This window comes from Streptomyces sp. A1136 (assembly GCF_004795055.1).
Lineage (GTDB): Bacteria > Actinomycetota > Actinomycetes > Streptomycetales > Streptomycetaceae > Streptomyces.
This window is the reverse complement of record NZ_SSBJ01000006.1, coordinates 254,622-269,272: the sequence shown is the minus strand read 5'-3', so window position 1 is coordinate 269,272 and position 14,651 is coordinate 254,622. Positions and strand designations below refer to the sequence as shown.

General features: G+C 72.5%; 12 protein-coding genes. 6 read left to right on the top strand and 6 right to left on the bottom strand.

Going from position 1 to position 14,651, the window contains the following annotated elements; translation table 11 throughout:
• Positions 1–107: 107 nt before the first annotated feature.
• On the bottom strand, positions 108–821 hold the full coding sequence (gene hemQ, locus E6R62_RS08445; protein WP_136212683.1) for a hydrogen peroxide-dependent heme synthase: 714 nt from the start codon (positions 819–821) through the stop codon (positions 108–110).
• Between the two features lie 23 nt (positions 822–844).
• Positions 845–2,305 carry a protoporphyrinogen oxidase gene (gene hemG, locus E6R62_RS08440; RefSeq protein ID WP_206308685.1) on the bottom strand — a complete coding sequence of 487 codons (1,461 nt, stop codon included), beginning with the start codon at positions 2,303–2,305 and terminating at the stop codon, positions 845–847.
• A gap of 161 nt (positions 2,306–2,466) precedes the next feature.
• Between hemG and E6R62_RS08435 the strand changes: the two genes are divergently transcribed.
• Entirely contained in the window at positions 2,467–3,849 is a 1,383-nt protein-coding gene (locus E6R62_RS08435; RefSeq protein ID WP_136212682.1) for an FAD-dependent oxidoreductase, read from the top strand.
• A gap of 52 nt (positions 3,850–3,901) precedes the next feature.
• Here E6R62_RS08435 and hemE read toward each other — a convergent pair whose 3' ends face one another.
• Entirely contained in the window at positions 3,902–4,966 is a 1,065-nt protein-coding gene (gene hemE, locus E6R62_RS08430) for a uroporphyrinogen decarboxylase (protein ID WP_136212681.1), read from the bottom strand.
• A gap of 91 nt (positions 4,967–5,057) precedes the next feature.
• Here hemE and E6R62_RS08425 point away from each other — a divergent pair, with 91 nt between their 5' ends.
• The 5 genes from E6R62_RS08425 to E6R62_RS08405 all read left to right on the top strand — a co-directional run bounded on the left by E6R62_RS08425 (position 5,058) and on the right by E6R62_RS08405 (position 11,809).
• The gene (locus tag E6R62_RS08425; protein WP_136212680.1) at positions 5,058–5,714 is read left to right on the top strand and encodes a DUF3000 domain-containing protein; all 657 of its coding nucleotides are present in this window, start codon (positions 5,058–5,060) and stop codon (positions 5,712–5,714) included.
• A gap of 284 nt (positions 5,715–5,998) precedes the next feature.
• Entirely contained in the window at positions 5,999–6,661 is a 663-nt protein-coding gene (locus tag E6R62_RS08420; protein ID WP_007267191.1) for a response regulator transcription factor, read from the top strand.
• 136 nt (positions 6,662–6,797) lie between these two features.
• On the top strand, positions 6,798–8,069 hold the full coding sequence (locus tag E6R62_RS08415; protein ID WP_136212679.1) for a ribonuclease D: 1,272 nt from the start codon (positions 6,798–6,800) through the stop codon (positions 8,067–8,069).
• Positions 8,070–8,456: 387 nt separating this feature from the next.
• The gene (locus tag E6R62_RS08410) at positions 8,457–9,683 is read left to right on the top strand and encodes an acetyl-CoA C-acyltransferase (RefSeq protein ID WP_007267189.1); all 1,227 of its coding nucleotides are present in this window, start codon (positions 8,457–8,459) and stop codon (positions 9,681–9,683) included.
• The gene (locus E6R62_RS08405; RefSeq protein WP_136212678.1) at positions 9,680–11,809 is read left to right on the top strand and encodes a 3-hydroxyacyl-CoA dehydrogenase NAD-binding domain-containing protein; all 2,130 of its coding nucleotides are present in this window, start codon (positions 9,680–9,682) and stop codon (positions 11,807–11,809) included. Before E6R62_RS08410 ends, E6R62_RS08405 begins: the two co-directional genes overlap by 4 nt.
• 92 nt (positions 11,810–11,901) lie before the next feature.
• On the opposite strand, the gene E6R62_RS08400 is transcribed toward E6R62_RS08405, so the two are convergent.
• From E6R62_RS08400 to E6R62_RS08390, 3 genes are read right to left on the bottom strand one after another with little or no spacing between them, the layout of a single operon-like run.
• Complete coding sequence (locus E6R62_RS08400) at positions 11,902–13,164, bottom strand: phosphodiester glycosidase family protein (protein WP_136212677.1); 1,263 nt, start codon at positions 13,162–13,164, stop codon at positions 11,902–11,904.
• The gene (locus tag E6R62_RS08395; RefSeq protein WP_136212676.1) at positions 13,157–13,873 is read right to left on the bottom strand and encodes an Ig-like domain-containing protein; all 717 of its coding nucleotides are present in this window, start codon (positions 13,871–13,873) and stop codon (positions 13,157–13,159) included. The genes E6R62_RS08400 and E6R62_RS08395 overlap by 8 nt, the downstream gene beginning before the upstream one ends.
• Complete coding sequence (locus tag E6R62_RS08390; protein WP_136212675.1) at positions 13,870–14,637, bottom strand: rhamnogalacturonan acetylesterase; 768 nt, start codon at positions 14,635–14,637, stop codon at positions 13,870–13,872. The genes E6R62_RS08395 and E6R62_RS08390 overlap by 4 nt, the downstream gene beginning before the upstream one ends.
• Between the last annotated feature and the right edge of the window lie 14 nt (positions 14,638–14,651).

Here is a 14,651-nt window from a genome sequence, read left to right as displayed (position 1 = left end):
GGGCGGGATCTCCGGCTGCGTCGATTCGGGGGCGGGGCCTCCCGATCACCGGCGGCCGCCCCCCAGTCACGGGGGCACTGCGCCGGTCCTTCCCCCCAGGGGAGGTATCAGGCGAGCCCTGCCACCAGATCGGCGACGGACTTGCGGCGCCCGGTGTAGAAGGGCACCTCCTCACGGACGTGCATACGGGCCTCGGAGGCACGCAGGTGACGCATGAGGTCGACGATGCGCCACAGTTCGTCGGCCTCGAAGGCCAGCAGCCACTCGTAGTCGCCGAGCGAGAACGAGGCGACGGTGTTGGCGCGCACGTCGGGGTAGCCGCGGGCCATCTTGCCGTGGTCGGCGAGCATGCGGCGGCGGTCGTCGTCGGGCAGCAGGTACCAGTCGTACGAGCGCACGAAGGGGTACACGCTGACGTACTCGCGCGGGTTCTCGTCGGCCAGGAACGCCGGGATGTGGGACTTGTTGAACTCCGCCGGGCGGTGCAGGGCCATGTTCGACCAGACCGGCTCCAGCGTGCGGCCGAACTTGGTGCGGCGGAAGAGGTTGTAGGCGGTCTGCAGCTCGTCCGCCGTCTCCGCGTGCCACCAGATCATGATGTCCGCGTCGGCGCGCAGGCCGGAGACGTCATAGGTGCCGCGGACGGTGATGTCCTTGGCGGCCAGCTGATCGAAGAGTTCCTGGACCTCGTCGGCGAAGCCGGTGCGGTCCTCCGGGAGAACGTCCTTCAGCTTGAAGACGGACCACAGGGTGTAGCGAATGACCTCGTTCAGGTCCTTCGCCTTCTTCCCCGCGTTGGGAATCTTCTCTGGTGCAGTCATGTGCCTATTGTCCCGTGTGCTGATCAGTGGTCTGTGCCAGGGGTGCCGAACGTGCCCCCGAGCGCGCCGAGCACCACGTCGGCGGCCTTGCCCGCGCTCGCGACGCACGCCGGGATGCCCACCCCGTCGTAGAGCGCGCCGCACACCGCGAGGCCCGGCAGGGCGGCGACGGCGGCCCGGACGCGCGCGACCCGGGCGAGGTGGCCGACGGGGTACTGGGGCAGGCCGCCGTCCCAGCGGGTGACGGTGGAGGCGACCGGGCGGCCGCTGAGGCCCACGGCCTCGCCGAGGTCGCGGAGGGAGACCTCGACCAGCTCGGCGTCCTCGCGCTCCAGCTCGGCCTCGTCGCCGTGGCGGCCGACGGAGGTGCGCAGCGGGAAGAGGTCCGGATCGGCGTCCGACCAGGCCCACTTGTTGCCGGAGAAGGTGGAGGCCTTGATGGTGTGACCGTCGACCGGCGGCACGAGGAACCCGCTGGCGCCGCCGTCGGTGATCGCGGGGGGCAGGTCGGTGCGCCGGAAGGCCATGGTCACCAGGGCCATCGAGGCGTACTCGACTGCGCGCAGCTCGGCGGCGGCCGTGGGGACCAGCGCGTCGAGCAGGTGGGCGGTGGGTCCGGCGGGGGTGGCCAGGACCACGCCGTCGGCCTCGATGACCTCGGACGCGGTGACCACGCGCCAGCCTTCGGGCGTACGCAGGAGCTCGCGCACGGGACGCCCGGTGTACAGGTCCGCTCCCGCGGCCCGGCAGGCCTCGGCCACGGCGAGCGGGAGCCGTCCGACGCCGCCTTCGATCCCGGCGAAGACCGGGCCGGCCGTCCGGTTCTGTGTCGCGGCCCGGCGCTGCAGTTCCCGTACGCCGTCGCCCAGGAGCGCGTGGGCGCGGGCGGCCTCGTAGAGCTGCGGTACGGCGGCCCGCATGGAGATCCGGTAGGCGTCGCCCGCGTAGACCCCGCCGAGCAGCGGCTCGACCAGCCGGTCGACGACCTCGCGGCCGAGGCGGGCGGCGACGTACTCGCCGACGGCGACGTCCTCGCCGATCTCGGCGGGGGGCAGCGTCGGCTCGGCCTCGATCCGGGCCAGGCCCTCGGCGGAGAGCACCCCGGAGGCGGCGAGGGGCCCCAAGTCGCCCGGGACGCCCATGACATGACCGCGGGGCATGGGGCGCAGCGCGCCGCGGGTCCACAGGTGGGCGGTGGCGGTGGCGGGCGACCGGAGCGCGTCGCCGAGCCCCACGGCCCGGGCCAGGTCCACGCCTTCGGGCCGGCGGGCGAGCATGGATTCGGCCCCGAGGTCGACGGGGGCGCCGGCCAGCTCCCCGGCGTACAGCTTGCCGCCTAGGCGCGGGCCGGCCTCCAGGAGCGTGACGCGGACGCCGTCGCCGAGCAGCCGGTGGGCGGCCGCCAGGCCGGCGATGCCGCCGCCGATGACGACGACGTGACCGGGGGGTCCCGGCCGGTCCGTACGCATGTCCGCTTCGTGCATGGACACATCGTCTCAGACCGATCACCGCGGCCGGACCGCAGTCCTCGTCGTCGACGGCGGTCGGGGCGGGGAGCGGGACCGGGAACTGCACACGTATGCGGTCGTTCACCCGTAGCGTGTCCCCCACGTGACGGTGGCGCAGGCGGAGGACGGTGCGGACGATGGCAGCGGAACGACTGGTGGTGGTCGGCGGCGACGCGGCGGGAATGGCCGCCGCTTCCCAGGCCCGGCGGTTGAAGGGTCCGACGGAGCTCGCGATCACCGCCTTCGAACGCGGGCACTTCACCTCGTACTCCGCGTGCGGCATCCCCTACTGGGTCGGCGGCCGGGTCCCCGAGCGGGACGCTTTGATCGCCCGGACCCCCGAGGAGCACCGGGCCCGCGACATCGACCTGCGCACCCGCACGGAGGTCGTCGAGCTCGACCTCGCGGGGCAGCGGGTCCGCGCCCGGGACCTCGGGTCGGGCGCCGAGAGCTGGACGGACTACGACAAGCTCGTGCTGGCGACGGGTGCCCGCCCGGTCCGCCCGCGCCTGCCCGGGATCGGCGCGCACGGGGTGCACGGGGTGCAGACCCTGGACGACGGGCAGCGCCTGATGGACACCCTGGAGCGGACGTCGGGCCGCAGGGCGGTCGTGGTCGGCGCCGGCTACATCGGTGTGGAGATGGCGGAGGCCCTGGTGGGGCGGGGCTTCGAGGTGACCGTGTTGCACCGCGGCGAGCAGCCGATGGCCACCCTGGACCCGGACATGGGCGCCTTGGTGCACGCCGCCATGAACGGCATGGGCATCCGCACGGTGGCCGGGGCCGAGGTGACGAAGATCCTCACGGACGAGGAGGGTCGGGCCTCGGCGGTGGCCACGGCGGCGGGCGACGAGTACCCGGCGGACGTGGTCGTCCTCGGCATCGGCGTCGAGCCCCGGACCTCCCTGGCCCGGGCGGCCGGTCTGCCGCTCGGCGAGTCGGGCGGGCTGCTGACGGACCTGTCGATGCGGGTGCGCGGCCACGAGAACATCTGGTCGGGCGGCGACTGCGTGGAGGTCCTGGACCTGGTGGCCGGCCGCAACCGGCACATCCCGCTGGGCACGCACGCCAACAAGCACGGGCAGGTGATCGGCTCGGGCGTCGGCGGCGGTTACGCGACGTTCCCGGGGGTGGTGGGGACGGCGGTGAGCAAGGTGTGCGAGCTGGAGATCGCCCGGACGGGACTGCGCGAGAAGGACGCGCTGGCGGCGGGGCTGCGCTTCGTCTCGGCGACGATCGAGTCGACCACGACGGCGGGCTACTACCCGGGCGCGGCCAAGATGACGGTCAAGATGCTGGCGGAGCGCCGTACCGGCCGGCTGCTCGGCGTCCAGATCGTCGGCGGCGCGGGCTCCGCGAAGCGGGTGGACATCGCGGCGGTGGCCCTGACTGCGGGGATGACGGTGGACCAGGTGGTGTCCCTGGACCTCGGCTACGCGCCGCCGTTCTCCCCGGTCTGGGACCCGATCCAGGTGGCGGCCCGCAAGGCGGTGTCCGCGGTGCGGGCGGCGGACGCGTGACGGGCCGCGGGCCCCGGGGCGTGGCGCCCCGGGGCCCGCGGGTCCGACGGCTTCAGCGTGCGGTGCGGGTGTGGACGTAGTCCACCAGGCGGGTCAGCGCGTCGGGGTCCGTGGTGGGGAGCACGCCGTGACCGAGGTTGAAGACGTGGCCCTCCAGACCGGCGGCGGCCGCGAGGACCTCGTCCGCCTTGGCCTCGACGGCCTCCGGGGTCGAGAACAGCACGGCGGGGTCCAGGTTGCCCTGGAGCGCCTTGCCGGGGCCGACCCGCTTGACGGCTTCGTCCAGCGAGACCCGGTAGTCGACGCCCATGACGTCCGCGCCGGCCTCGCCCATCAGGCCGAGCAGCTCGCCGGTGCCGACACCGAAGTGGATGCGCGGCACTCCGTACGACTCGACGGCCGAGAACACCTTCGCCGACGCGGGCATCACCGAGCGCCGGTAGTCGGCCGGGGCCAGCGCGCCGACCCAGGAGTCGAAGAGCTGGATCGCGGAGACGCCGGCCTCGATCTGGACCTTCAGGAACGCGGCGGTGATCTCCGCCAGGCGGTCCAGCAGGTCCGCCCAGAGCTGCGGGTCCCCGTACATCAGGGCCTTGGTGTGTTCGTGGTTCTTCGACGGGCCGCCCTCGACCAGGTAGCTCGCGAGGGTGAAAGGCGCGCCGGCGAAGCCGATCAACGGCGTGGAGCCCAGTTCACCCGTGAGCATGCCGATCGCCTCGGTGACGTAGGAGACGTCCTCCGGGGTGAGGTCGCGCAGCTGTGCGAGGTCCTCGCGGCGGCGGATCGGCTGGGCCACGACCGGGCCGATGCCCGGCTTGATGTCCAGGTCCACGCCGATGGCCTTCAGCGGCACCACGATGTCGGAGAAGAAGATCGCGGCGTCCACGCCGTGGCGTCGCACCGGCTGCAGGGTGATCTCGGTGACCAGGTCGGGGCGCATGCAGGACTCCAACATGGCCGTGCCCTGGCGGACCTTGCGGTACTCGGGAAGCGAGCGCCCGGCCTGCCGCATGAACCACACGGGGGTGTGCGGCACCGGCTCTCGCCGGCACGCCTTCAGGAAGGCGGAATCGTACGTCTGACTCGGCTGGCCCGTCGGGCGGTCAATGGCGCTCACGCGCCAAATCTTCGCACGTATGAAGAAGTGCGCGGCCCGGCGCGGGTGTCCCTGCGCCGTACGGGCTCCCGTTCCGCCTAGTCTTCCCCGCATGGCTGCGGCTCAGGGACGATTTTCAGATGGCGCTGACGGTACGGACAGCGCGAAGGAGAGCTCCGTCCCGCTCCCGTTCCGGCGGGCGGTCGACGGCTTGAAGAAGGCGCGGCTGCGCACGGGCATCGAGATCGAGCCGACGAAGCCGCCCCAGAGACTGGCCCCGCACGCCTACGCGCTGGAGGCGGCGGTCGTCGACGGCGAGGACGACCTGGCCGACGGCCGACTGATCCTGCTCCACGACCCGGCCGGCCACGACGCCTGGCAGGGCACCTTCCGCATGGTGACGCTGGTACGGGCGGAACTGGAGCCGGAGATGGCCGGGGACCCGCTGCTGCCGGAGGTGTCCTGGTCCTGGCTGACGGGCGCGCTGGACGCGCGCGGCCTGACGTACGGGGAGGCGAGCGGCACCGTGACCATGGCGAGCTCGCATTACTTCGGCGGCCTCGCGGAGCGGCGGCCGGCGACCCAGATCGAGATCAGGGCCTCCTGGACGCCCCGTGAGGGGGTGGGCGGCGTGCCGGACACCGCGGCGCACCTGTCGGCCTGGTGCGAGCTGCTGTGCCAGATCGCGGGCCTGCCGCCGGTGGGTCCGACGGACTCCGGCACGGGCGTGGTCTCCCTGCCACAGCGACGCGGCCCGCACCACCCGTAGAGAGGGGCCGTACGGCCCAGTGGGCGCCTGAGGGGACGTGCGGCGACGCGCCCGGCCGGCCCGGTCGCCGCCGAGGGCGGTCAGAACAGGACGCCCGTTGCGGCCTTCTGATCATCGCTTGATCGATCAGGCGTCCGAATTGCCCGAATTGTTACTCACCAAATCGTGATCATTCCCTAAAGCCGGGCGGGTGACGTGCCGAAGGAGTCAGTGACCATCAGCACGGTGCGCACCGGCTTTCCTTCCCCGAGCCGGACGCCCCGCCACTCCCCCAGGAGGCCTAGGTGTCCGTTCTTCTCGAGCAGCCCGCAAGCCTGGTCGCCTACCGCCCGAACAAGCCGACGGCCATGGTCGTCGTGGCCGACCCGCGCGTCCGTTCCACCGTGACCCGCCATCTGTGGGCCCTCGGAGTACGTGATGTGATCGAGGCGTCGTCCATCGCGGAGGCCCGCCCCCGCGTCGGCAGCCCGCGCGACATCTGCGTGGCCGACGTACACCTGCCCGACGGTTCCGGTCTCACCCTGCTCTCCGAGACCCGCGCCGCCGGCTGGCCGAACGGCCTGGCCCTGTCCGCCGCCGACGACATCGGCGCGGTACGCAACGCCCTCGCGGGCGGAGTCAAGGGCTACGTCGTCACCGGAACCCGGACCAACATCGGGCTCCCCACCCGACCCGGCGCCGCCCCCATCGGCGCCGCGGCCGCCCGTATGCACCGCCGCCCCCCGGGTGCCCCGAGCCACCCGGGCGGCTACCGCGAGCTCTCCGGCCGCGAGGTCGAGGTCCTGCGCCTCGTCGCGGAGGGCCAGTCCAACAAGGCCATCGGCGTATCGATGGGCCTGTCCGCCCTGACCGTCAAGTCCCACCTCGCCCGGATCGCCCGCAAGCTGGGCACCGGCGACCGGGCCGGGATGGTCGCCGTCGCGCTGCGGACCGGGATCATCCACTGATCCCGCCCGGAGGCTCCTGGGCGACGTCCCGGGGAACCCCCGGGAAACGCCCGCACCGCACCCCCGCTCCACCCCCGCGCCCGTCGACGGAACGTTCCGGCGACGGGCGCGTCACATCCACGGATACCCTTGAGCGGTGACCGACGCCCAAGAGACCGCAGCAGACCTGCGCACCACCACCGGGGGCGGCCCCCCGGACGACGTCGACAAGGCGCCGATTCCCCTGCTCGAACCCCGCGAGGGCATCCCGCCGGTGGTCGCCGACGAGGACGCCCTGGCCCGGGTGGTCGCGGCTTTCGCCGCGGGCACCGGACCCGTCGCCGTCGACGCCGAACGCGCCTCCGGCTACCGGTACGGCCAGCGCGCCTACCTCGTGCAGCTGCGCCGCGAAGGCGCCGGATCGGCGCTGATCGACCCGGTCGGGTGCCCCGACCTCTCCACGCTCGGCGACGCCCTGAGCGGTACGGAGTGGATCCTCCACGCCGCCACCCAGGACCTGCCGTGCCTGCGTGAAATAGGCATGACCCCCACCTCCTTGTTCGACACCGAGCTGGCGGGCCGACTGGCAGGCTTCCCGCGGGTCGGACTCGGCGCGATGGTCGAGGGCGTGCTGGGCTACGTGCTGGAGAAGGGCCACTCCGCCGTCGACTGGTCCACCCGCCCGCTTCCGGAGCCGTGGCTGCGCTACGCCGCGCTCGACGTGGAGCTCCTGGTCGACCTGCGGGACGCGCTGGAGAAGGAGCTGGACCGGCAGGGCAAGCTGGAGTGGGCCCACCAGGAGTTCGAGGCCATCGCCTCCGCGCCGCCCGCCCCGCCCCGCAAGGACCCGTGGCGCCGTACGTCCGGCATGCACAAGGTGCGCCGGCGCCGGCAGATGGCCGTCGTACGGGAGCTGTGGGAGTCGCGCGATCGGATCGCCCAGCGTCGCGACGTCTCGCCGGGCAAGGTCCTCGGGGACGCCGCGATCGTCGAGGCCGCCCTGGCCCTTCCGGCGAACGCCACCGCGCTGTCCGCGCTGCCCGGCTTCGGGCAGCGGATGGGGCGCCGGCAGTTGGAACAGTGGATGGCCGCAGTGGACCGGGCGCGGGCACTGCCCGAGAGCGAACTGCCGCAGCCGGGGGCGACCCCGGCCGGGCCGCCGCCCCCGCGCGCCTGGGCGGACAAGGACCCGGCCGCCGCGGCGCGGCTGTCGGCCGCCCGGGCCGCCGTCTCCGCGCTTGCGGAGGGGCTGAACCTGCCCCAGGAGAACCTGATCGCCCCGGACACGGTCCGCCGGCTGTGCTGGGAGCCGCCGCAGCGGCGGGAGCCGGAGGCGGTGGCCGAGGCCCTCGCGGGCTACGGCGCCCGCCCGTGGCAGATCGAGCAGGTCGCCCCGGCCCTGACCGAGGCCCTGGCGGCGACCGCCTGACCCGGCCGGAACACGGCGCGCGCGGGGTCCTCACACCATGGGTGTGAGGACCCCGTCGTCGTCCCCGTCGTCGTCCCTGCCGTAGGCGCCGGAGGCGGCGCCCCCGACCTTCCCGCGCCCTGAGCCATCGCTCGCACATGGTGTGCGCCAGGCCCGCCGGGCACTCCCCGGGCACCTGACGGCTCACCCAGCGATCCATCAGCCGGCCGGACGCGGCGTCGGGGCACGGGCGCGGGCGATCCCGGGTGTGACCTTCGCCGCTGTTCGGGGAGGGGGTGTGCACGCCGGTTACCGGCAAGTAGCATGGCCGGGTGAGCGGGCGCTCAGCACGTCGTGCCGAGCCGCCCCCGCGCAGCAGTGCCACCCCGCACCTGGAGGAGAGCCAACGTGCCTCGTACCGTCAGGGACGTCGTCTTCGTCGACGGCGTCCGCACCCCGTTCGGCAAGGCGGGCCCGAAGGGCATCTACCACGAGACCCGCGCCGACGACCTCGTCGTGAAGGCGATCCGGGAGCTGCTGCGCCGCAACCCGGACCTGGACCCCAAGAAGATCGACGAGGTCGCCATCGCCGCGACCACGCAGATCGGCGACCAGGGCCTGACGCTGGGCCGCACGGCCGGCATCCTCGCGGGCCTTCCGCAGTCGGTCCCGGGTTACTCCATCGACCGCATGTGCGCCGGCGCGCTGACCGCCGTGACCGCCGTCGCGGGCGGTGTCGCCTTCGGCGCCTACGACGTCGCCCTCGCCGGCGGTGTCGAGCACATGGGCCGCCACCCCATGGGCGAGGGCGTCGACCCGAACCCGCGCTTCGTCTCCGAGAAGCTGGTCGACGAGTCCGCCCTCTTCATGGGCATGACCGCCGAGAACCTGCACGACCGGTACCCGACGATCACCAAGCTCCGCGCCGACGAGTACGCCGTGCGCTCGCAGGAGAAGGCCGCGAAGGCCTACGCCGACGGCAAGATCCAGCAGGACCTGGTCCCGATCTCGGTGCGCAACACCAACGAGGCGGCGGGCGAGACGGGCTGGGGCCTGGTCACCTCCGACGAGCCGATGCGCCCGGGCACCACGCTGGAGAACCTGGCCGGCCTGAAGACCCCGTTCCGTACGCACGGCCGGGTCACCGCGGGCAACGCCGCCGGTCTCAACGACGGCGCCACCGCCGCGATCATCGCGTCCGAGGACTTCGCCCGGGAGAACAACCTCCCGGTCAAGATGCGCCTGGTCTCGTACTCCTTCGCGGGCGTCGAGCCGGAGGTCATGGGTTACGGCCCGATCCCGGCCACCGAGAAGGCCCTCGCCCAGGCCGGCCTGACCATCGACGACATCGGTCTCTTCGAGATCAACGAGGCGTTCGCGGTCCAGGTCCTCGCGTTCCTGGAGCACTACGGCATCGCCGACGACGACGCCCGCGTGAACCAGTACGGTGGCGCGATCGCGTTCGGCCACCCGCTCGCCTCCTCCGGCGTCCGCCTGATGACGCAGCTGGCCCGCCAGTTCGAGGAGCAGCCGCACGTCCGCTACGGCCTGACCACGATGTGCGTCGGCTTCGGCATGGGCGCGACGGTCATCTGGGAGAACCCGAACTTCAACGCCGAGGGAGACTCCAAGTGAGCACCACCGCTGAGCTCCTGAAGGGCGCGGCCGAGCTGTTCCCGGACGAGGTCGTGACCCAGGCGCACGTGCGCCACCTGGACCTGCCGTTCGGCGCCGGGCGTTTCGCGCTCATCACGCTGGACAACGGTTTCGACCACACCAAGCCGACCACCTTCGGCCCGCAGTCCCTCGCCAACCTGAACGCGGCGATCGACCAGGTCGAGCAGGAGGCCACCGCCGGCTCCATCGTCGGCGCGGGCATCACCGGCAAGCCGTTCATCTTCGCGGTCGGCGCCGACCTCAAGGGTGTCGAGCTGCTCAAGAACCACGACGAGGCGCTCGCCATCGGCAAGGGCGGCCACGACGTCTTCAAGCGGCTGTCGGCGCTGGCCGTCCCCACCTTCGCGTACTACAACGGCGCGGCGATGGGCGGCGGTGTCGAGGTCGGTCTGCACTGCACCTACCGCACCGTCTCGAAGGCCATCCCGGCCTTCTCCCTCCCCGAGGTCTTCCTCGGCCTGGTTCCCGGCTGGGGCGGCTGCGCCCTGCTCCCGAACCTGATCGGCCCGGAGCGCGCGGTCTCGGTGATCATCGAGAACTCGCTGAACCAGAACCGGCAGCTGAAGGGCAAGCAGGTCTTCGAACTCGGCATCGCGGACGCGTTGTTCGAGGGCGCCGACTTCCTGGAGCAGTCGCTGCTGTGGACGGCCCGCGTGCTGAACGGCGAGACCGAGGTCGTCCGCGGCGAGATCGACCGCGGTGACGCCTGGGACGCGGCCGTCGCCAAGGGCCGCTTCATCGCGGACTCCAAGGTGCACGGCGCGGCCCCGGCCGCCTACCGCGCGCTGGAGATCATCGCGGCGGCCAAGGACGGCGACCTCCAGGCCGGTTTCGACGCCGAGGACAAGGCGCTCGCCGACCTCATCATGGGCGGCGAACTGCGTTCGGGCATCTACGCCTTCAACCTGGTCCAGAAGCGCGCCAAGCGCCCGGCCGGCGCCCCGGACAAGTCCCTGGCCCGTCCGGTCACCAAGGTCGGCGTGGTCGGCGCGGGCCTGATGGCCTCACAGTTGGCGCTGCTGTTCCTGCGCCGCCTGGAGGTGCCGGTGGTCCTCACCGACATCGACCAGGAGCGCGTGGACAAGGGTGTGGGTTACGTCCACGCGGAGATCCGGAAGCTGCTCGGCAAGGGCCGCATCAACCAGGACAAGGCCAACCGCCTGACCGCCCTGGTGAGCGGTGTCCTGGACAAGGCCGAGGGCTTCGCGGACGCGGACTTCATCATCGAGGCCGTGTTCGAGGAGATGTCCGTCAAGCAGAAGGTGTTCGCGGAGGTCGAGGCGGTCGCCCCGGCGCACGCGATCCTCGCCACCAACACCTCCTCCCTGTCGGTGTCGGAGATGGCCTCGAAGCTCCGGCACCCGGAGCGCGTGGTCGGCTTCCACTTCTTCAACCCGGTCGCGATCCTCCCGCTGCTGGAGATCGTCCGCGGCGAGCAGACCGACGACGCCTCGCTGGCCACGGCCTTCGGTGTCGCCAAGAAGCTGAAGAAGACCGCGGTCCTCACCAAGGACGCCCCGGCGTTCGTCGTGAACCGCATCCTGACCCGCTTCATGGGCGAGATCCAGAACGTCATCGACGAGGGCACCCCGGTGGTCACCGCCGAGAAGGCGATCGAGCCGCTCGGTCTGCCGATGTCGCCGCTGGTGCTGCTGGAGCTCGTCGGCCCGGCGATCGGTCTGCACGTCTCCGAGACCCTGAACCGCGCCTTCCCGGAGCGCTTCACCGTCTCCCCGAACCTCGCGGCGGTCGTCAAGGCCGGCAAGCGCGGCTTCTACGTCTACGATTCCGGCAAGCCGGAGCTGGACCCCGAGGTCGCCGCGCTCCTGGTCCAGGGCGATGTCGTCCTGACCGAGGAGCAGGTGCGCGACCGCGTCCTGGACGCGGTGGCGCAGGAGATCGGCCTGATGCTGGAGGAGGGTGTCGTGGCCGAGGCCCAGGACATCGACCTCTGCCTCATCACGGGCGCCGGCTGGCCCTTCCACCTGGGCGGCATCACGCCGTACCTGGACCGCGAGGGTGTCTCCGAGCGCGTGAACGGCAAGAGGTTCCTCGCTCCCGGCCTGGCGAGCGTCCCGGCCTGATCCGGGTCCGCGCCGCGCGCGAAACGGCCGATGCCGCACCACCCCGGCGGGTGGTGCGGCATCGGCCGTTCTCGGCGGTGGCCCCGGGACGCTCAGTGGTCGAAGAGCCCCAGTGCGTTGGCCACGGGCCGTTCCGTGACCGGTTGCCCCGCGGTCTCCCGGGGCCTGTTGCGCAGTTTCCCGCCCACGACCATCGTCGTGGATCCGCCGCCGTCGAGGCCGACGGCGTTCTCGGCGCCGAGCGAGGCCATGAGGTCGGCGGCCTCGCTGAGCGTGGCCCCGGCGCTCACCCGGGATTCCCGGCCGTCGACCGTCACCAGGAGGAGACTGCCGTCTGCGGTGACTCCGGCCGCCGTGCGCGGGGCCCTCCTGGTGAGCGCGGCGTTCTCCCCGAGCGCGGACACCCCGTCACGCAGCAGCCGGTAGCGTCCGCCGACCGCCGTCTCGACGGGCCCGGGCACCGTCCGCCCCATCGCGTCCTTCATGCCCACCGAAGGCCTGATCACACTGCCCTTGGCCGCGTGGGTGCGCAGCCAGTCGACGTCGGACCCGATCGCGTAGAGCGTGCTGCCGTTCTTCGGCATGTTCCCGCCGGCCGGTTTGCGTACGCCCACCACCCGCCCGTCGGCGTCGAGCAGCGCCTCCATGCTGCCCGGGGGGCCGGGCGGAGTCCAGTCGCCCCACTCCTGCGTGAACACCACGAGCTCGCTCGTGTCCGTGCACAGCCCGCCGTACGGCTCCTGCATCGGTTCCTCGGTGTCGGACAGCCGGTCGCCGCCGACCCCTCCGCAACCCAGTACGCGGCCCGGGACCCGGTTGAAGCCGTCCAGTTCGTGGCCTTCACCGTCGTCCGATGTCACCTGGTCGTCGGTGGTGATCTCGTCGACGCGGGCGTCGAGCCGGCCGCCGGTGTAGCCGAGGAGCAACGCCGGTCGGCCGTTCGTCGCCTCGCTGAGCACCTTGCCGCCCTCGGCGTAGAGGCCCAGTGGATCGCCTTCGTATCCGCTGTAGTACTTGCCGGTGTGGATGTCGAAGTAGGAGGCGTTGACGGCGGCCAGCGCCCCGGCAGACTCGGCCATCCCCCGCACCGTCTCGGCGCCGGCGAGGTTGGCGCCGTGCAGGCCGCCCACCCGGGCCCGGGCGTCGGGGGCGATGGTCAGCACGTGGATGTGCGAGGGCGAGCGGCCGTCGAGTTTCCGGACGAACGTGCGGTACGCGACGCCCTGGGGCAGGGAGACGTCGCGGACCTGCTCGTCCGAGGAGTCACGGCCGTCCGGGGCGCTCGTCGAGCCGGAACAGCCCGTGAGGGCGAGGGCCGTGGTCAGCGCGACCGCCAGGGCGGTCCTTCTAGCCATGGAATACATTCAGCGCCCCCGGGGACATGCCGAGGTCACCGATGTGGATGACCACCTCGGACGGATGGGTGTGCCCCACGAGGTCCTCGTAGATGCAGGTGAACCGGTCGTATCCCTGGTAGGACGGGGGTGCCTGGTAGGTGACCGACCCGTCGGGGGCGCAGCTGAGCATTCCGCGACGGGCGGGGGAGACCGCGCTCAGTTTCAGCCCGTCCGCGGTTCCTCCGGGCAGTGTGACGTGTCCGCCCGGAGCGAGGAGCAGCGGCCGGCCGGGGACCGTCCGGCGGCGCACGTGGAAGCCGCGGTCCTCGATACCCGCGGACGGGACGAGTTTCTCGCCTTGGGCGGTCATGAGGCCGACCACGACGCGCGGCATCACGACGGAGCCGTCCGGGGCGTCGTCCCGCACCCTGACCACGCAGGTGGCGGTGATCGCCTGGGTCTGCGAGGCGAAGGCGGCGTACCGGCCGTTGGGCAGCCGGCGCAGGTCCTGCGGCTCTTCCAGGATCACCGCGTCGCCCAGGTCCTCGCCCAGGAGATAGCCGTACGTCCGGTAGGCCCCGCCGCTCGGGGTCACCGTCATGGCGAGCCGGAACCGCTGCCCGGGTACGAGCGCGAGCGCCGGATCGGCGGTGGCCGCCAGGTCGACCACACCCCCGTACGGGCCCTGCGCGACCCAGGCGCGGACCAGCGGGAACCAGCCGCTCATGGCCTGCCTCCCGTGGTCCGGGTCTTGGTCAGGTACGCGAAGGCGGCGTCGTCGGGGAACTCCAGGGCCCGCTCGGGGTCGAAGGCCGTCTCCAGGTTCCGGAAGCAGGCGGCCGGCAGCAGGACCCGCGCCCGCATCTCGCTCGCGACGAAACGGGCACACTCGATCGCGCCGGCGTCCCGCAGGTGGGTGTTGTCGGCCACGCCCTCGGGGTAGTTGGGGTGCTCTCCCGGTGCCAGGTGGAGGAATATCGCCCTGGTGCCCTCCGGGCCGGCCTGCCGCCACCAGGCGACGCTCCACTCGTTCAGGTCGATCAGCGGTACGGACAGCCGCACGGCCACGTCGCGCATCGCGGCCGGGTACAGATGTAGCGGTCGGCGCATGTTGCCGAAACGGTCGAACACCCGCCGCTCGTGGGGAGTGACGAGCACCGGGTGCGCGCCCCGGTCCCGCGCCTCGTTCACGTAGTGCCGCAGATTGGCCTGGAACCCCTCGAAGGGCGCGGCGAACACGTCCTCCTCCGGCTTCATGTCGTTGAGGCCGAAGGAGATGAGCAGCAGGTCTCCGGGGGTGATGTGCTCCAGGATCCACCCCAGGCGCCCGCGCCGCACGAAGCTCGTGCTGCTGGCCCCGGCCCGCGCGCAATTGATTACCGCGGGCCCATGGAGGAACAGGGGCAGGGCCTGGCCCCAACCGGCCATGGGGGCCCTGCTGCGCTGGCGATCACAGACAGTGGATTCGCCCGCCAGGAATACCGACGTCATGGTGCGACTGTCAC